The sequence below is a fragment of the Streptomyces sp. LUP47B genome, from assembly GCF_001746295.1.
In the GTDB taxonomy this organism is placed as follows: domain Bacteria; phylum Actinomycetota; class Actinomycetes; order Streptomycetales; family Streptomycetaceae; genus Streptomyces.
In genome coordinates, this window is record NZ_MJAH01000001.1 from 1004738 (window position 1) to 1021321 (window position 16584).

A 16584-nucleotide genomic window follows, 5' to 3' on the forward strand; every position below is an offset into this window, starting at 1 on the left:
CCCACCTAGAGTGGGCGCATGCCCACTCGACCTCGGGAACAGCAGCCGCACACCCGACGCGACATCGCCGAGTCGTACGGCTCGGACGCCGAGCGCTACGACCGGACCCGCCCCCGCTATCCCGACGCCCTGGTGGAGCGGATCGCTGCCGGGAGTCCCGGCCGGGACGTCCTGGACGTGGGCACGGGCACCGGCATCGCCGGGCTGGCGTTCCGGGCGCACGGCTGCCGGGTGCTCGGGGTGGAACCCGACGCCCGGATGGCCGCGTTCGCGCGTTCCAAGGGGCTCGACGTCGAAGTCGCCACGTTCGAGGACTGGGATCCGGCCGGCCGCGCCTTCGACGCGGTCGTGGCGGGGACCGTCTGGCACTGGGTCGACCCCGTCGCCGGCGCGGACCGGGCGCTGCGGCCGGGCGGACGGCTGGCCCTGTTCTGGAACGCCTTCCAGCCCGCGAACGACGTGGCCGAGGCGTTCACCGAGGCGTACGCCCGGGCCGTGCCCGACATGCCGATGGACTGGCGCCGGATGACCGGCCCGGACGCCTACGCGGGCGTCTGCGCCACCGCGGCCGACGGAATCCGGAAGTCGGCCGCTTTCGGTGAGCCGGAGGAGTGGCGCTTCGAGTGGGACCGGGTCTACACCCGCGAGGAGTGGCTGGACCAGGTACCCACCTTCGGCGGCCACGGGCAGTTGCCCGCCGAGAAGCTCGACGCCCTGCTCGGCGGTCTCGGTGACGCCGTCGACGCGATGGGCGGGAGCTTCTCGATGCACTACACAGCCGTGGTGGTCACGGCGGTGCGCAGCAGCTAGGGCACGTCGGAGATCTGGGGCATGTCGCCCTGGGTCGTCGTCACGTCGATCACCGAGAAGCTCGCGCCCTGCGGATCACTGAGGGCGGCGAACCGGCCGAACGGGGAGTCCATGGGCCCGAAGCGCAGGATGCCGCCGAGCTTCGTGGCGCGGGCGACGGCGTCGTCGCAGTTGTCGACGCTGAAGTAGACGTTGATGTACGCCGGCACCTCGGGCGGGAAGTCGTCCGTCATCTTCATGCGACCGAGGACGGTGCTGTCGCCGACGTTGAACATACGGAAATCGACGGCGTCGTCCTGCATCTGCCGGGCGCTGTAGCCGAAGACGGCCGGGAAGAACGCGTCGGACTTCTCGGGTTCGCGGGTGTAGACCTCGGCCCAGCAGAACGCCCCCGGCTGCTCGGGCGGCGCCTCGAAGCCCTCGTGGGTGCCTGCCTGCCACACGCCGAAGACGACGCCGCTCGGGTCGCGGGCCAGACACATCGTGCCGAAGTCGCCGACCTGCATCGGTTCCATGAGCACTTCGCCGCCGTTGTCACGGATCTTGCGGGCGGTGGCGGAGACATCCGGCGACGCGAGGTACAGGCACCACTGCGAGTGGCCCTCCTGGCCGGGCATCGGCGGCACGACGGCGGCGACGGCCTTCCCGTCCACGTAGGCCTGCGTGTAGTTGCCGAACTCCGACGACGACTCGCCGAAGGTCCAGCCGAGGACGTCGCCGTAGAAGCTCTTGGCCCCTTCGACGTCGCTGAACATCGCGTCGGCCCAACAGGGGGTTCCCTCAGGTTGTACGGCCATGATCGCGGCCTTTCCCGTATCGGTGGTCGGTACGACTCCACACGCTAGTCACGGGTGCGCCCGACCGCGCGCCGAACGGACGATTCCGCTTCAGACGGGATGGAAGGGATGCTCTCCGCGATCTGGAGCTTCCATGACGATCCGGGCATGGTCGGTGGCGGCTCCGGGACCAGTCGAGGAAGGCGGTCTCCGGGTTCGTCGCGACAACCGGTCCCGGAGCCGGGTGACGACCGGGCGCTGCGGGACCCGAAGGCGGGGCGCTTCGACGGGGCGGCCGTACTGGTGAACGACCCGTCCCGAGGAGCACGGGGGCACTCATGATGCGCCGACTGCCTCACCGGCAAGGTTTACACCTTCACGACCGTGAAGCCGCCCCCTTCACGCCCTGATCAGGCGACCGCCCCGGCTGTTTGGCTGGTCCTCGCGCAAGGCCAGCCCGCTCACCTCCCAGGAGGGAATGTGTCCACACCGGACAGCGCCACCGGCCCCGCCGTCGACGAACCCGACCCCCCGTCCGAAGACCGGCTCACCAGCCTCAGCACCACGGCCGCCCGGCAACTCGCCACCACCACCAAGTCCGAACCCCAGATGCAGGCCATCAGCTCCCGCTGGCTGCTGCGCATGCTGCCGTGGGTGGACGTGAAGGGCGGCACCTACCGGGTCAACCGGCGCCTCCAGCTCCGGGTGGGCCGAGGCCGGGTGCAGTTCGAACAGAACGGCGCCGACGACATCAGGGTCATCCCCCAGACACTCACCGAACTCCCCACTCTGCGCGGTTACTCCGACACCGAGGTCCTCAAAGAGCTCGCGACCCGCTTCCGGGTGCGGGAGATCCGCGCCGGCCAGGTCCTGGTCGAGGCCGGGCAGCCGGTCACCGAGGCCTACCTCGTCGTGCACGGCCGCTTCACCCGTTTCACCGAGGGCAAGTACGGTGAGGAGGAGATCGTCGGTGTCGTCACCGACGGCGCCCAGATGGGCGACGAGGCCATAGGGCAGCCCGATCCGCTGTGGCTGAGCTCGGTCCGGGCCGAGACCGCGGGCGTGGTGCTGACCCTGCCCTGGTCGGTGGTCACCGAGTTCACCGAGCGGGTCCCGTCCCTCGCGGCCCATCTGGAGGCCTACGCGCGGCGGCAGAGCCTGCCGATGAACCGCAAGGGCGAGGCCGACGTCCCCGTCCAGGCGGGGCACGTCGGGGAGCCGACGATCAACGGCGGCTACGTCGACTACGAACTCGCCCCGCGTGAGTACGAGTTGTCCCTCACCCAGACCGTGCTGCGGGTCCACACCCGGGTCGCCGACCTCTACAACAACCCGATGGACCAGACCGAGCAGCAACTCCGGCTCACCATCGAGGAGATCCGCGAGCGCCAGGAGTGGGAGCTGGTCAACAACCGGGAGTTCGGGCTGCTGCACAACGCCGACCACGGCCAGCGCGTCAGCACCTTCACCGGGCCGCCGACCCCCGACGACATGGACGAACTGCTCGCCATGCGCCGCAAGACCAAACTGTTCCTCGCCCATCCGAAGGCCATCGCGGCGTTCTTCCGGCAGTGCAACCGGCGCGGTCTGGTGCCGGGCACGGCGAGCGTCGAGGGGCACGAGATCCCCGCCTGGCGGGGAGTGCCGATCTTCCCCTGCAACAAGATCCCGGTCAGCCCGCAGCACACCAGCAGCATCATCGCGCTGCGCACCGGGGAGGGCGACCAGGGTGCCATCGGGCTCTACCAGACGGGCATCCCCGAGGAGTACCAACCCGGCCTGAACGTACGGTTCATGGGCATCGGCGCCAACTCGATCATCCGCTACCTCGTCACCGCCTACTACTCGATGGCCATCCTCGTACCCGACGCGGTCGGGATCCTGGAGAACGCCCAGATCGGGCGGACGGCCGAGTGACCGCGATGAGCACCCAGTCCTTGCCGGGGCCGCCCGACATCGCGAGCACCCTGCGCGCCGGCCGGCCCGGCGGGGCGATCCCCGGTCTGAGGTACCGGAAAGTCGCCCCCGCCGACCCGGTGAAGGCCGCGGAGATCGACCGCAGGCTCGAGGCCTGGGCCCGGCGCCTGGAGCTGTTCCCCGAGACATGGAACGGGGACTTCTCCGGGTTCCAGTTCGGCAGGGCCGTGGTGCTGCAACACCCGGAGGCGGCCGATCCTGAACGCCTCACCGTGGCCGGGAAGCTGCTCCTCGCCGAGAACATCGTCGACAACTGCTACTGCGAGGAGGACGAGGACAAGGGCGGTTCGCGCAGTGGCCTCGGCGGACGGCTGGTCCTGGCCCAGTCGGCACTCGACCCGTACCACGGCCCGCCCGACCTCCAGGAGCGGTGGCTGAGCGGAGTGCAGGCCGACGGGCCGCTCAGGTCGTACCACTGGGCCCTCAAGGACTACGCCGTCATCGCCACTCCCAGCCAGACAGACCGGTTCCTGCACGACATCGCCCGGCTCCACCTCGGCTATCTGGGCGAGGCCGCCTGGGGCGAGACCCGGTACATGCCCCGGGTATGGGAGTACCTGGTGATGCGGCAGTTCAACAACTTCCGTCCCTGTCTGTCGATCGTCGACGCGATCGACGGCTGGGAACTGCCCGAGGCGGTGTACGCCCGCCCCGAGATCCAGCGCCTCACCGCACTCGCCGGCAACGCCACCACCCTCGTCAACGACCTGTACTCCTTCACCAAGGAACTGGCCGACCCCACCCATCTCAACCTGCCCCAGGTCATCGCCGCCAACGAGCGGTGCGGGCTCAAGGCCGCCTATCTGAAGGCCGTCGGGATCCACAACCAGATCATGGATGCCTTCGACGAGGAGTCGGCCCTGCTCTCCGCCACGTCACCGCTCGTGGAGCGCTACACCCGGAGCCTGTCCGACTGGGTCGCCGGAAACCACGAGTGGCACGCCACCAACAGCCACCGCTACCACCTGCCCAACTACTGGTAGAGCGCGACCGCATGACAGAACGTCACCCACGCACCAGCACGAGGAGTCACCGTTGACCACCGCCCCCCACGCCGGCACCCGGACCATTCCCGTGCCGACCCAGTCGACGTACCAGAGCCGAGTCGCGGACTACTGGAACGCCGAGGAGAACCCGGTCAACCTCGAACTCGGAAAGCTCGACGACCTCTACCACCACCACTACGGCATCGGGGAGGCCGACCGCTCCGTCCTCGACGAACCCGATCCGGCACGGCGGCGGGAGCGGATCACCGCCGAACTGCACCGCCTCGAACACGCCCAGGCGGAATTCCTCGCGGCCCGGCTCGGAACGCTCCGTCCCGAGGACCGTGTCTTCGACGCGGGGTGCGGGCGCGGCGGCGGCAGTGTCGTGGCACATCTGCGGCACGGCTGCCACGCCGACGGCGTCACCATCTCCGAGAAGCAGGCGGAGTTCGCCAACGCCCATGCCCGCAAGCGGGGCATCGACGACCGGGTGCGCTACCACCACCGCAACATGCTCGACACCGGGCTGCCCTCCGGGGCCTACGCGGCCTCCTGGAACAACGAGTCGACCATGTACGTCGAGCTCGACCTGCTGTTCGCCGAGCACGCGCGGCTGCTGCGCCGCGGCGGACGCTACGTGGTGATCACCGGTTGCTACAACGACACCTACGGACAGGCATCCCGTGAGGTCTCGCTCATCAACGCCCACTACATCTGCGACATCCATCCCCGCTCGGCGTATTTCCGCGCCATGGCCCGCAACCGGCTGGTGCCGGTGCACGTGGAGGACCTCACCGAGGCGGCCCTGCCCTACTGGGAACTGCGCAAGAAGGCCGACCATCTGGTCACGGGAATCGAGGACACCTTCCTGACGGCCTACCGGAACGGCAGTTTCCAGTACCTGCTCATCGCCGCCGACCGCGTCTGAACCGAAGGACCGGGCCGTCCGCGCCGGGGCACACGCTCCGGCGCGGACGCGTACGGCGGTTTCGCGATCCCCGCACCGCACGTGTCCGCGCCGGAACCCCCCCGCGCGGCTCCCCCCTTGAACCGTGGTGCTTACTGTTCTACCTTCGCCACATGGTCTGGGCATCAACGCCCGCTCATCAGCGACACAACGGGCGGGTACCGGACGGGCCAGGTGATGCGGAATGCGCCCGCACCTCGCCCTGATCGAGGATGAGCCCGACTTCGCACTGATGTGCCGTTCGTATCTGGAGCGGGCCGGATTCACCGTCACCTGGGCCATGGACGCCCGGGCCGGAAAGTCCGTGCTCCACGAGAGCCGCGTGGACCTCGCGATCCTGGACCTGGGCCTCCCGGACGGCAGCGGCCTCGAACTGCTGCGGGCGCTCAGGTCCACGAGCCGGCTCCCGGTCATCGTCGTCTCGGGACGCGGTGCGGAGACGGACCGGGTGGCGGGGCTGGAGATCGGCGCGGACGACTACCTGGTCAAGCCGTTCTCCCAACGCGAACTGGTGGCCCGTATTCACGCGGTGCTGCGCCGCTCCCGACCGCCGGACGAGTCGACGGTGATCCAGGCCGGCTCCCTGCTCATGGACACGGCGGCGCGGCAGGCCTCCGTCGACGGCACCGTGCTGACCCTGCGCCCCAAGGAGTTCGCGCTGCTGGAGATGCTGGCCGCCGCGCCCGGCAGGGTGTTCTCGGCGGAGCAGCTGCTGGAGCGGATCTGGGGTTCGTCCTGGCAGCAGTCCGCGACCGTCGTCGAGCATGTGTACCGGCTGCGCGGCAAACTCGCCGGGCTGCCCGCCCCCGCACCGCGGATCACCACGGTCCGCGGCTTCGGTTACCGCCTCGACCCCTGAGACACCGGCCCGGCCAGGAGGCCGCCCATGCCCGATGCCCCGGACTTCCGGCGCCTGTTCGACTCGAACCTGTCCCCCCTGCTCGTCCTCACCCCCGACTTCGTCATCGTCGAGGTCAACCGCGCCTATCTGACGGCCACGCGCACCGGGCGCGGCATCGTGGGGCGGCCGATCTTCGACGTGTTCCCCGACAATCCCGAGGACCCGTCGGCCGACGGCGTGGCCAATCTGCGCCGCTCGCTGGAGACGGTGGTGGCGAGCGGCCGTACGGACACCATGGCCCTGCAGCGCTACGACATCCCGACGGGCGAGGACGGCGTCTTCGCCGAGCGGTACTGGAGTCCGGTCAACGCCCCGGTCCTGGACGGCGAGGGGCGGCTCACGCACATCATCCACCGGGTCGAGGACGTCACGGAGTTCGTGCATCTGCGTCTGGTGGGGCGGGAGCAGCAGCGGGCGGTCGCCGACGCGCAGATGCGCGCGGAGGGCATGGAGATCGACCTGTTCGTGCGGGCGCGGGAGATCCGCGAGGTGAACGAGCAGCTGAGCCGGGCCAACGGCGAGCTGGACGCGGCCGGGCACAGGCTGCGGGAGGAGCAGCGGGCCAAGGACCGCTTCATCGCCACGCTCTCGCACGAACTGCGCAACCCCCTCGCCGCCGCGACGGCGGCCACCGAACTGCTCGCCCTCGACATACCGGAGGGTCATCCGGCGCTGGCCGTCCTGGAGCGGCAGCTCGGCACGCTCGCCCGGATGAGCAACGACCTGCTGGACGGCACCCGGGCGGTGACCGGGCGGCTGGAGCTGGTGCGGGAGCCGGTCGACGTACGCTCGGTCGTCGAGGGCGCGTGCGCGGACATCCGCGGCCTCTTCGCGCACGACGGCCGTCCGCTCGACGTACGGCTGCCCGCCGCGCCCCTCGTCGTGGACGGCGACCGGCTGCGGCTCGCGCAGGTACTGACGAACCTGCTGTCGAACGCGCTCAAGTACACCCGGCCCGGCGGGCGCACCGAGGTGGAGCTCGCGGCCGGGGCCGGTGAGGTACGGCTGTCCGTGCGGGACGACGGCATCGGCTTCGAGCCCGGTCAGGCCGAGGAACTGTTCGGAGTGTTCATGCGGGCGGCCCCCGCCGGTCCCGACACGCCGGAGGGCCTGGGGCTGGGGCTCGCCGTCGCGCGGACGATCGTGGAACTGCACGACGGCCGGATCGGCGCACACAGCGACGGGCCCGGCAAGGGAGCGACGTTCACGGTGGTCCTGCCCACTGTCGCCCCCACGGCCCCGCCGCGATCGCGGCCCACGGCCGCCCGGTCCGCCCCGCGCCGGCTGGCCGTCCTGATCGTGGAGGACAACGAGGACCTGGCCGCGACCTACCACACGCTGCTGGAGCGGCAGGGTCACCGCGTCACGACCGTGCACACCGGCGCCGCCGCGCTCGCCGTGACCGGTACCGAGGCGTTCGACGTCGTGCTGTGCGACCTGGGTCTGCCGGACATCGACGGCCACACCGTCGCCCGCCGGATGCGGGCGGGGCAGAACGGCGAGCGGCTCCGGCTCATCGCGGTCTCCGGCTTCAGCCGGGGCACCGACCGTGCGCTGTCCCGGGAGGCCGGGTTCGACGCCCATCTGACCAAGCCGCTGCCGCTGGCCGAGCTGACGGACATCCTGGAGCGTCCGGACGGCGACTGAACCACGCCGTGTGTCTTCCCCCTCGGGCCCGGCTGTGCTTGCCTGGGGAACCGTTTTTCGGCGACCGGGGCGGGAGTCGCGCATGCGGACATCGTGGATCGTGGGGGTACTGACCGCAGTCCTGCTGCTCGGCGCCTGCAGCGACCCGTCGGACGGACCGGAGACGGCGCCACCGACCCCGGACGTCTCCCGGGCGGCCACCACGCATCAGCGCGCCCAGGCCTCCCCGAGCGCCTCCGCGGCCGTCGTCGCCCCGCGTGTGCTGTATCTCGGCGACTCGCTCGCCATGGAGGCCCAGCAGGTCCTCGGGCAACAGCTGCGCCGGGACCTGCGGGCGACGTACACGAGCGCGCCGTACTCGGGGACCACGCCGTGCGACTACCTGGAGGGCACCGGGAAGAGGTCGCTGGTGCCCGACCGGGACAAGGCGGCCGCGCTGGTCCGCGCGCAGCACCCGGACTTCGTGGTGCTGCAGTTCTGGGGCAACGCCTGGGGCTACACGTGGTGCATGGACGGGATCAGCCATGCCGCCTCGCCGCAGAAGTACTTCAGCAGGTACCGGGCCGACCTTCGCCGGCTGACCGACCAGATCGCGGCGGCGGGCGGTGAGCGACGGCCACGGATCGTGTGGGTGGCGCAGGGCCCGGACCCGATCACCCCCGACCGGGTCCGGCGCGTCAACGAGCTGTACGAGGAGCAGGCGGCCGCCTCCGGGGACGTCGTCGCCGACGCGGGCGCGACGGTGGCACCCGCCGGGTCCCGGTACACCTGGGTGCAGTACCTGCCGTGCACCTCCTACGAGCACGAGCATGCCGACTACTGCACCCAGCCGGACCGCGACCGCACCGCCCTGCACCTCGACAAGGACTATCTGCACTTCTGTCTGGCGCCCACCACGTCCACGCCCAGGCCCTGTCCGGCCCGCTCCCCCGGCATCCTGCGGATCGCCCGGGAGATCACGCGGGTGATCGGGGCGTCCTGAGGACGGTTCGTGAGCGTTCGAGGAGTGTTCACTCGCCCGCGTAGGCCTTGTCCAGGGCGGCGACGTCGAACTTGCTCATGGCCATGAACGCCTTCATCACCCGGGCCGACTTCGCCGGGTCCGGGTCGGTGACCATGGCCTGCAGCCGGTCCGGTACCACCTGCCAGGACAGGCCGTACCTGTCCTTGAGCCAGCCGCAGGGGCCGGGCTCGCCACCGCCCTCGGTGAGTTTGCTCCAGTAGTAGTCGATCTCCTCCTGGTTCTCGCAGAAGACCATGAAGGAGACGGCCTCGGTGAACTTGAACTCGGGGCCGCCGTTCAGCGCGAGGAACCGCTGGCCGTTGGCCGTGAACTCGACGGTCAGCACGCTGCCGGCGGGCTGGGGCGCCCCCTCCGGATAGCGGGCGATCTCCCCGATGCTGGAGTTCTTGAAGACGGAGACGTAGTAGTGGGCGGCCTCCTCCGCCTGGCCGTCGAACCAGAGACAAGTGGTGAAACCTTCGGTGGTCATGCGTACCTCCTGGGGTGGTGAGAACGTCCGTCATCTGTGTCGACCGATCCTCGCCGCGGAACTCATCGGTCGGGCCGCCGGTTAATCCAGATGGCCGATACACCGGTGCGCACTAGCATCCGGGCATGACGTCTGCGCCCACAGAGCACCCGGACCCGGTCCTGCCCTTCCGCCTCGACATTCCGCAGAGCGACCTGGCCGACCTCCACGACCGGCTCGACCGCACCCGCTGGCCCGACGACCTCTCGGCCACCGGCTGGGCGTACGGGGTGCCGGCCGGCTATCTGCGTGGACTCGCGCACCACTGGAGGCACTCCTACGACTGGCGTGCGGCCGAGGCACGGCTGAACGAGTGGCCGCAGTTCACGACCGTCATCGACGGGACGACCGTCCACTTCGCCCACGTCCGCTCCCCCGAGCCGGACGCCACCCCGCTGGTCATCACGCACGGCTGGCCTGGCTCGATCGTCGAATTCCTGGACGTGGTGGGCCCGTTGGCCGATCCGGTGGCCCACGGCGGCGACCCGGCCGACGCCTTCCACGTCGTCGTACCGAGCATCCCCGGTTTCGGACTGTCGGGGCCGCCCGCCGACACGGGCTGGGAGGCGGGCCGGATCGCCGACGCGTGGGCCGAGCTGATGACGCGGCTCGGCTACGAGCGGTTCGGCGCTCAGGGCGGCGACTGGGGCTCGGCGATCTCACGGGAGCTGGGCCGCGCCCACCCCGAGCGGGTCATCGGCGTCCACCTCAATCTGCTGCCGGGCGCTCAGGCGACGCACGAACCGACCGAGGAGGAACTCGCCCCCCTCCCACCGGAGCAACGGGAGCGCGCGCTGGAGTCGTGGCGCCGGTGGAGCGCCTGGTCGGGCGAGGGCACCGGCTACGCCGTTCTGCACTCCACCCGGCCGCAGACCGTCGCCTACGCGCTCACCGACTCGCCGGTGGGCCAACTCGCCTGGATCGTCGAGAAGTTCCAGGAGTGGACCGACTCCGCGGAGCTGCCCGAGGAGGCCGTGGACCGGGACCGGCTGCTGACCAACGTCATGCTGTACTGGCTGACCGGGACCGCCGGTTCGGCCGCCCGGATCTACTACGAGCGGGCGCACGCCACGGGCGCGAGGGCCGCCCGGCCCACCGAACCGTCGACCGCGCCGACCGCCCTCGCCGTCTTCCCGGCCGAGATCCAGATCCCGCTGCGGCACAAGGCGGAACGCACCGAGAACCTCGTGCGCTGGACCGAGTTCGACCGCGGCGGCCACTTCGCGGCGATGGAGGAACCGGACCTGCTGGTCGACGACGTGCGGGCGTTCTTCCGGCAGTTGCGCGAGAAGGACTGAGGTCCCCGCGGGGCCCGCGCTCTGCCGGTGGCGAATCTGCCACCGGCAGAGAAACCGCTTCGGGGCATCGTCCGAGGTCAACAGTGGAGCCGACGGCATCCCTACGACCACGAGGACAGCCCATGACTTCCATCAGGGCCGAGGAGGGCGACACCCCTCCCACCCGCTTCGACGACCAACTGGCCGCCCAACTCCTCGCCCAGCGCATCGTGCTGCTGGGCACCCAGGTCGACGAGGTCTCCGCCAACCGCGTCTGCTCCCAGCTGCTTGTCCTGTCCGCGGAGGACCCGCGCACCGACATCAGCCTGTACATCAACAGTCCGGGCGGCTCCGTGTACGCGGGCCTCGCCATCTACGACACGATGCGGCTGATTCCCAACGACGTGTCGACGCTCGCCATGGGTTTCGCGGCCAGCATGGGCCAGTTCCTGCTCTGCGGCGGCACCCCCGGCAAGCGGTACGCCCTGCCCAACGCCCGGATCATGATGCACCAGGGGTCCGCGGGCATCGGCGGGACCACCGCCGACATCCTGATCCAGGCAGAGAACCTGGATCACAGCAAACAGACCATGGAGCGACTCCTCTCCGAGAACACGGGCCAGACACCGGAGACCATCGCCCGCGACGGCGACCGCGACCGCTGGTTCACGGCCGAGGAGGCCAGGGAGTACGGCATGGTGGACCGGGTCCTGGAGTCCCTTGCGGACGTCCGCCCGGCCGCCTCCAAGCGACGGATGGGGCTGTGACATGGCGAACTACACGATTCCGTACGTCGTCGAGCGGACCGCGCACGGCGAGCGGTCCTCCGACGTGTTCAGCCGGCTGCTGTCCGAGCGGATCATCTTCCTCGGCACCGAGATCGACGACGGCGTGGCCAACGTCGTGATCGCGCAGCTGCTGCATCTGGAGTCGGCGGCGCCGGAGAACGAGATCTCGATCTACATCAACTCCCCCGGCGGCTCGTTCACTTCGCTGATGGCGATCTACGACACGATGACCTACGTGCAGGCGCCGATCTCGACGCTCTGCGTGGGCCAGGCGGCCTCCACCGCGGCCGTCCTGCTGGCCGGAGGGGATCCCGGCCGACGGCTCGTGCTGGAGCACGCGCGCGTGCTGCTCGGCCAGCCCGCCTCGGGCGGCAGCCGCGGCGCGATCTCCGATCTCGCCCTGCAGGCCAAGGAGATGGTCCGCATCCGCTCCCAGGTCGAGCAGGTGCTGGCCCGCCACACCCACCACGACATCGCGACCCTGCGCGCGGACATGGACCGTGACAAGGTGTTCACCGCGGACGAGGCCGTGGAGTACGGGCTGGCCGACGAGGTGGTGAGCCGGCGCCTCGTGACGGTCTGAGGCACCGGCCCCGCCGTCTCAGGCCGCCAGGCACATCCCGTTGTACGGCGATCCCGGCACCGCACGGCGGCTGCGCGCCGAGTGCCGGGTGAGCTCACCCTGGGCCAGGGAGAGCAGATCGCCGAGGCCGAGGCCCAGGGCGTTGGCGGCGGCCGCGAGAACCTCCGAGGAGGCCTCCTTGCGGCCGCGCTCCACCTCCGAGAGATAGGGCATCGAGATCCGGGCCGCGTCGGCCACGTCCTTGAGCGTGCGCTCCTGGGCGAGACGCTCGCGACGCAGGACGTCTCCGACGAGGTCACGCCACAGGGGTTCCCTGGTCTGCCTGTCGGCGGGCTTTCCCGGCGGGGTCGTGGCGGGGCGTTCGGACACTGGGCGGGCGGTCCCCGGGCGCACGGACTGCGGGCGCAGGGGGATCACGCGGGCTTGGTTCGGCGCTTCATTGCTCACCGGCCCAGCCTAAATTCCGTGGCCGCCATGGGAAGGGTGCGGCATTCTGCCCTGGGTGGAATCGTCCGACAGGAAAGTGCGGAACCCGGTGCTGCGCGAGACGTTCAACGAAGCGGCGGAGCTCTACGACAGGGCGCGACCGGGCTATCCGCCGGCTCTGGTCTCGGAGATGGCCCGGGTGGCGGGCCTCGGCCCTGGAAGCCGTGTCCTGGAGGTGGCTCCCGGGACCGGCCAGCTCACCCGCGCCCTGGCCGCGTCCGGCTGCCGCATCACCGCCGTGGAACTGGGGGACGCGATGGCGGCGGTCGCCCGGCGGCAACTGGCCGGTTTCCCCCGTGTCGAGGTGCGCCACGCGGACTTCGAGGGCTGGCCCCTGCCGGACGAGCCCTTCGACCTGGTCGCCTGTGCCACCGCATGGCACTGGCTCGACCCGGCGGTCCGCGTGGAGAAGTCCGCGGCCGCGCTGCGCCCGGGTGGGCACCTCGCCGTGGTCGTCACCTCGCATGTCGCGGGCGGCTCCGTCGACTTCTTCGCCCGGGCCCAGGACTGCTACGAACGCTGGGATCCGGCCACACCGCCCGGGCTGCGCCTCCAGCCGTCGTCGGAGATCCCCTCGGACACGGAGGAGTTCGAGAGCTGCCCGCGCTTCGCTGAGGTCACGGTGACCCGTTTCGAGCAGGACATCACCTACACCACCGACCAGTACATCGACGTTCTCCTGACCTACTCGGGCCACCGGGCCCTCGACAGCACCCGCCGCGACGGCCTGCTGGCCTGCATCGGGGACCTGATCGAGTCGCGCCACGGCGGCCGTGTCACCAAGCGGTACCTCCACGAGCTGATCGTCGCGACCCGGGTCGGTCCCTGAGCAGCGTCGATTTCGCGCCACCCGGCGACTTGCCGGGCATGCGTCGTCACTCCTCGGGTACGCGCAAGGTGAGGGAGCTGCGGGCGGTTGGTCTGCCGGTGGCCCGGGGACGCATATGTCGTCGCGTTCCGGGTACACGGTGGGGCGCGCCATCCGCAGGACCCGAGACAACCCAGGCCGAAGAGGCAGACGTCGAGCCGTGACTTTCGTGGGAGAGGTAATGCATACCGTCGTCACCGCCGTGAACCGTTCGGAGGCACAGGTCGCCGAGCACGCCAGCGGGACCAGGACGGGTGAGACACCGCTGCCGGGAGTCGAAGAACCGCGGGCCGTCGCACCGCGGGACGCGCGGGAGCTGTCCCGTCAGTTCTTCCACCGTCTGACCGAGCTCGAGGAGGGGACGCACGAGTACCAGTACGCGCGCAACACCCTCATTGAGATGAACATGTCGCTCGTGCGCTTCGCAGCCGGAAGGTTCCGGGGCCGCGGGGACGACATGGAGGACATCGTCCAGACCGGCATGATCGGCCTGATCAAGGCGATCGACCGGTTCGAGGTGTCCCGGGAGGTCGAGTTCACGTCGTTCGCGCTGCCCTACATCGTCGGCGAGATCAAGCGCTTCTTCCGTGACACCACCTGGGCGGTGCACGTCCCCCGGCGTCTGCAGGAGCTGCGCGTCGAGCTGGCCAAGGCCCGCGAGGAGCTCGCCAGCCGTCTGGACCGGGACCCGTCGGTGGCCGAACTGGCCACCCTGATGAACATCTCCGAGAACGAGGTGATCGAGGCCCAGATCGCCTCGAACGGCTACAACTCCTCGTCCCTGGACGCGGCCCTGACCGGCGACGGCCCCGAGGGCGGCGAAGCGGTGCTCGCCGACTTCATCGGTGTGGAGGAGGACGGGCTGCGGCTCGTCGAGGACTTCCAGTCACTCGCCCCGCTGATGGCCGAGCTCAGCGACCGCGACCGGCAGATCATCCACATGCGGTTCGTGGAGGAGGCCACCCAGTCGGAGATCGGTGAGCGGCTCGGCTGCTCGCAGATGCATGTGTCCCGGCTGATCAAGCGGATCATCACACGGCTGCGCGAGGGCATGCTGGGCGAGCTGGGCTGCGCCTGACGCATACGGACAGCGCGAAAAGCGGGTGCCGTCCCAGGACGGCACCCGCTGCACGACCGGGCGGGTTCATTCCTTGCTGCTGAAGCCCAGGACGGCCCTGACGCGCTTGCCCACCGGTACGCGTTCCGCCGCGACCTCGCGCGCCAGCACGTGCACGATCTCCAGGCCGTGCCGGCCCACGCGCTGAGGATCCCGCGGGAACCTGCGGGGCAGGGTGGCGCTGCTGTCGTAGACCGTGACGGTGACCGTGGCGTCGGTGCCCTCCAGCTCGAGGATGTACGGCCCGTTGCTGTGCCGGTCGGCGTTGGTGACGAGTTCGCTCACCACGAGGAGCACCTCCTCCTCGGTGCGGTCACCGATGGCGGCACACCACTCGGTTCTGAGCCTGCCGAGGAAGTCCGCGGCGAACGACCGCGCCTCGGCGATACTTCCCGGCTCCCCGGTGTAGTGCGCCGCTCGCCGTAGGGGTTCCACGGGCACGTCGAAACCAGTCGGTATCACTGCCCCGTCCAGGTGCTCGATCATGCGTTTCTCTCTCGGAAGCCGGACTGGCCGGACGCTGCTGCACCAGTGCTCGTACCCCGAGCCACGCGCCGCAGTCCAGGTGACGCGTCACATCACCCAGGACACCGGACCGCTGGACAGGGACGCCGACTGTGTGGTGCCGGGCGTGGTGTCGGAGGCCTGGGGCGACGACTTCGGTGCCGAGGAGTCGGGTGTGGAGGGCTCGTCACTCGAGGATTCGCTGGTGGGCGGCTGCGAGGAGGGCGTCTTGGGGGCCGGTGAGGACGGGGCGGTCGAGGTCGGCGGGCAGGGACTCGCCGATCCGGAGGGCGTGGCTCCCTTGGACGTGGAGACGCAGGGCGACGGAGAGGTCGGGGGTGGCGTGGACACGCTCACCGACGGGGAGGGCCTGACCGGCGGGTGGGTCTTGTGGTCCTTGCCCCCGGTGTCGCCGCGGTGCCGGGCGATCCAGTCGTGATGGTCGGGGTCGTAGATCACGAAGATGTTGATGACCGTCGTGGAGGGTGCGACCACGACCACGTTCGAGGGCTGGTAGGACGACCAGGTGTCGCCGGTGGGCTTCGGCGTGGTCTGCTGGGCGACCGGCGGTGTCAGCGGGTTGCCGCAGGCGCAGCGGGTGCGGGGCACGCCGTGGGAGTCGACGAGGACGGCGGTGCCGGCCTGGAGGACGGCCTGATAACTGGTGGGGCCGCCGTCGCGGTAGCCGTGGTTGGTGACGCGGGTGTCCATGCGCAGCTGGACGGGTGTGAGCGAGCGCAGATAGGCCGGGACTCCGGTCGGCTGGACGCCGGCGACCGAGGCGAACGCCCTGTTCTTCGAAGGATCCGCCTGAAGGGCCTTGACCTGCTTCTCGACGTCGCAGCTGGAGACGTTGCGGGTGCCGCCGTAGAGACCGGGGGCGCCGCCGTCGACGCCGCGTACGGCGTTGGCGGGCTCGGAGGTGTCCGTCGGGGAGGCGGAGACGGGCGGGACGGAGCTGTCCTTCGCGGTCGACTCGGTGAAGGGGTCGGGGCCGGTCTTGGCGGCGGCCTGGAGGAAGACCTCGCCGTCGCCGCCGGCCGAGGTGGAGCCGCCGTCGGAGCGGGTGAAGACAACCGCGAGGACTACGGCGGCGACCACCGCGGCGGCGATCACCGCGACGCGCGGCGCCGACCTCCACCAGGGGCGGCGGGGTTCGGGCGCGGATGCCCCGCCGCTGCTGTCCGGGGGCTGCGAAGGCGGGCCCGAAGGCGGCTGCGAGGGGCCCGAGAGCGGGCCTGAGGGCGGCCCCGTGGGACGGCCGGAGGACGGAGGTTCGACGCTCACGAGCTCTTCTTCTTCCCGACTCGGGATTCCTGCGGCCGCGATGCGTTTTGCCCCGATTCAGCCGCATTTTCCGTGCCC

The 16584-nt window shown here is 70.5% G+C and carries 17 protein-coding genes; 12 read left to right on the top strand and 5 right to left on the bottom strand.

The window, feature by feature from the left end:
- Positions 1 to 18: 18 nt before the first annotated feature.
- Positions 19 to 810, top strand: a complete 792-nt coding sequence (locus BFN33_RS04475; protein ID WP_069758494.1) for a class I SAM-dependent methyltransferase — start codon at positions 19 to 21, stop codon at positions 808 to 810.
- Here the strand turns inward: BFN33_RS04475 and BFN33_RS04480 are convergent.
- Complete coding sequence (locus BFN33_RS04480; protein WP_069758495.1) at positions 807 to 1607, bottom strand: VOC family protein; 801 nt, start codon at positions 1605 to 1607, stop codon at positions 807 to 809. The two genes, BFN33_RS04475 and BFN33_RS04480, sit on opposite strands and share 4 nt — an antisense overlap.
- Positions 1608 to 2066: 459 nt before the next feature.
- On the opposite strand from BFN33_RS04480, the gene BFN33_RS04485 reads away from it, so the two are divergent.
- The 6 genes from BFN33_RS04485 (at position 2067) to BFN33_RS04510 (ending at position 9046) form a co-directional block, all read left to right on the top strand.
- Positions 2067 to 3503 (top strand): family 2B encapsulin nanocompartment shell protein, encoded by a 1437-nt coding sequence (locus tag BFN33_RS04485; protein ID WP_069758496.1) that lies wholly within the window; start codon positions 2067 to 2069, stop codon positions 3501 to 3503.
- Between the two features lie 5 nt (positions 3504 to 3508).
- Positions 3509 to 4546: a family 2 encapsulin nanocompartment cargo protein terpene cyclase gene (locus BFN33_RS04490; protein WP_069758951.1), complete on the top strand. Its 1038-nt coding sequence runs from the start codon at positions 3509 to 3511 to the stop codon at positions 4544 to 4546.
- Positions 4547 to 4598: 52 nt separating this feature from the next.
- On the top strand, positions 4599 to 5477 hold the full coding sequence (locus BFN33_RS04495; RefSeq protein WP_069758497.1) for a geranyl diphosphate 2-C-methyltransferase: 879 nt from the start codon (positions 4599 to 4601) through the stop codon (positions 5475 to 5477).
- Between the two features lie 223 nt (positions 5478 to 5700).
- On the top strand, positions 5701 to 6375 hold the full coding sequence (locus BFN33_RS04500) for a response regulator transcription factor (protein ID WP_069758498.1): 675 nt from the start codon (positions 5701 to 5703) through the stop codon (positions 6373 to 6375).
- A gap of 27 nt (positions 6376 to 6402) precedes the next feature.
- Positions 6403 to 8064 (top strand): ATP-binding protein, encoded by a 1662-nt coding sequence (locus tag BFN33_RS04505; protein WP_069758499.1) that lies wholly within the window; start codon positions 6403 to 6405, stop codon positions 8062 to 8064.
- A gap of 82 nt (positions 8065 to 8146) precedes the next feature.
- Positions 8147 to 9046, top strand: a complete 900-nt coding sequence (locus tag BFN33_RS04510; RefSeq protein WP_069758500.1) for a hypothetical protein — start codon at positions 8147 to 8149, stop codon at positions 9044 to 9046.
- Positions 9047 to 9074: 28 nt separating this feature from the next.
- Here BFN33_RS04510 and BFN33_RS04515 read toward each other — a convergent pair whose 3' ends face one another.
- Complete coding sequence (locus BFN33_RS04515; protein ID WP_069758501.1) at positions 9075 to 9557, bottom strand: VOC family protein; 483 nt, start codon at positions 9555 to 9557, stop codon at positions 9075 to 9077.
- A 125-nt stretch (positions 9558 to 9682) separates the two neighbouring features.
- Here BFN33_RS04515 and BFN33_RS04520 point away from each other — a divergent pair, with 125 nt between their 5' ends.
- From BFN33_RS04520 to BFN33_RS04530, 3 genes are all read left to right on the top strand, one after another.
- Entirely contained in the window at positions 9683 to 10894 is a 1212-nt protein-coding gene (locus tag BFN33_RS04520) for an epoxide hydrolase family protein (RefSeq protein ID WP_069758502.1), read from the top strand.
- 122 nt (positions 10895 to 11016) lie between these two features.
- On the top strand, positions 11017 to 11640 hold the full coding sequence (locus BFN33_RS04525) for a ClpP family protease (protein WP_069758503.1): 624 nt from the start codon (positions 11017 to 11019) through the stop codon (positions 11638 to 11640).
- A 1-nt stretch (position 11641) separates the two neighbouring features.
- Positions 11642 to 12244 carry a ClpP family protease gene (locus tag BFN33_RS04530; RefSeq protein ID WP_069758504.1) on the top strand — a complete coding sequence of 201 codons (603 nt, stop codon included), beginning with the start codon at positions 11642 to 11644 and terminating at the stop codon, positions 12242 to 12244.
- An 18-nt stretch (positions 12245 to 12262) separates the two neighbouring features.
- Here BFN33_RS04530 and BFN33_RS04535 read toward each other — a convergent pair whose 3' ends face one another.
- Complete coding sequence (locus BFN33_RS04535; RefSeq protein ID WP_069758505.1) at positions 12263 to 12691, bottom strand: helix-turn-helix domain-containing protein; 429 nt, start codon at positions 12689 to 12691, stop codon at positions 12263 to 12265.
- An 88-nt stretch (positions 12692 to 12779) separates the two neighbouring features.
- On the opposite strand from BFN33_RS04535, the gene BFN33_RS04540 reads away from it, so the two are divergent.
- Positions 12780 to 13559 carry a class I SAM-dependent methyltransferase gene (locus BFN33_RS04540; RefSeq protein ID WP_069758506.1) on the top strand — a complete coding sequence of 260 codons (780 nt, stop codon included), beginning with the start codon at positions 12780 to 12782 and terminating at the stop codon, positions 13557 to 13559.
- 220 nt (positions 13560 to 13779) lie between these two features.
- Positions 13780 to 14676, top strand: coding sequence for an RNA polymerase sigma factor SigF (locus tag BFN33_RS04545; protein WP_069758507.1), 897 nt, complete (start codon positions 13780 to 13782; stop codon positions 14674 to 14676).
- Positions 14677 to 14742: 66 nt separating this feature from the next.
- On the opposite strand, the gene BFN33_RS04550 is transcribed toward BFN33_RS04545, so the two are convergent.
- Complete coding sequence (locus BFN33_RS04550; RefSeq protein ID WP_069758508.1) at positions 14743 to 15201, bottom strand: ATP-binding protein; 459 nt, start codon at positions 15199 to 15201, stop codon at positions 14743 to 14745.
- 87 nt (positions 15202 to 15288) lie between these two features.
- On the bottom strand, positions 15289 to 16506 hold the full coding sequence (locus BFN33_RS04555) for a DUF6777 domain-containing protein (RefSeq protein WP_069758509.1): 1218 nt from the start codon (positions 16504 to 16506) through the stop codon (positions 15289 to 15291).
- Positions 16507 to 16584 lie beyond the last annotated feature (78 nt).

Excerpts from the sequence above, each read along its gene's own strand:
- BFN33_RS04475 (WP_069758494.1), top strand. The coding sequence starts at position 19 with ATGCCCACTCGACCTCGGGAACAGCAGCCGCACACCCGACGCGACATC.
- BFN33_RS04480 (WP_069758495.1), bottom strand. The coding sequence starts at position 1,607 with ATGGCCGTACAACCTGAGGGAACCCCCTGTTGGGCCGACGCGATGTTC.
- BFN33_RS04490 (WP_069758951.1), top strand. The coding sequence starts at position 3,509 with ATGAGCACCCAGTCCTTGCCGGGGCCGCCCGACATCGCGAGCACCCTG.
- BFN33_RS04500 (WP_069758498.1), top strand. The coding sequence starts at position 5,701 with ATGCGCCCGCACCTCGCCCTGATCGAGGATGAGCCCGACTTCGCACTG.
- BFN33_RS04505 (WP_069758499.1), top strand. The coding sequence starts at position 6,403 with ATGCCCGATGCCCCGGACTTCCGGCGCCTGTTCGACTCGAACCTGTCC.
- BFN33_RS04510 (WP_069758500.1), top strand. The coding sequence starts at position 8,147 with ATGCGGACATCGTGGATCGTGGGGGTACTGACCGCAGTCCTGCTGCTC.
- BFN33_RS04515 (WP_069758501.1), bottom strand. The coding sequence starts at position 9,557 with ATGACCACCGAAGGTTTCACCACTTGTCTCTGGTTCGACGGCCAGGCG.
- BFN33_RS04520 (WP_069758502.1), top strand. The coding sequence starts at position 9,683 with ATGACGTCTGCGCCCACAGAGCACCCGGACCCGGTCCTGCCCTTCCGC.
- BFN33_RS04525 (WP_069758503.1), top strand. The coding sequence starts at position 11,017 with ATGACTTCCATCAGGGCCGAGGAGGGCGACACCCCTCCCACCCGCTTC.
- BFN33_RS04530 (WP_069758504.1), top strand. The coding sequence starts at position 11,642 with ATGGCGAACTACACGATTCCGTACGTCGTCGAGCGGACCGCGCACGGC.
- BFN33_RS04545 (WP_069758507.1), top strand. The coding sequence starts at position 13,780 with ATGCATACCGTCGTCACCGCCGTGAACCGTTCGGAGGCACAGGTCGCC.
- BFN33_RS04550 (WP_069758508.1), bottom strand. The coding sequence starts at position 15,201 with ATGATCGAGCACCTGGACGGGGCAGTGATACCGACTGGTTTCGACGTG.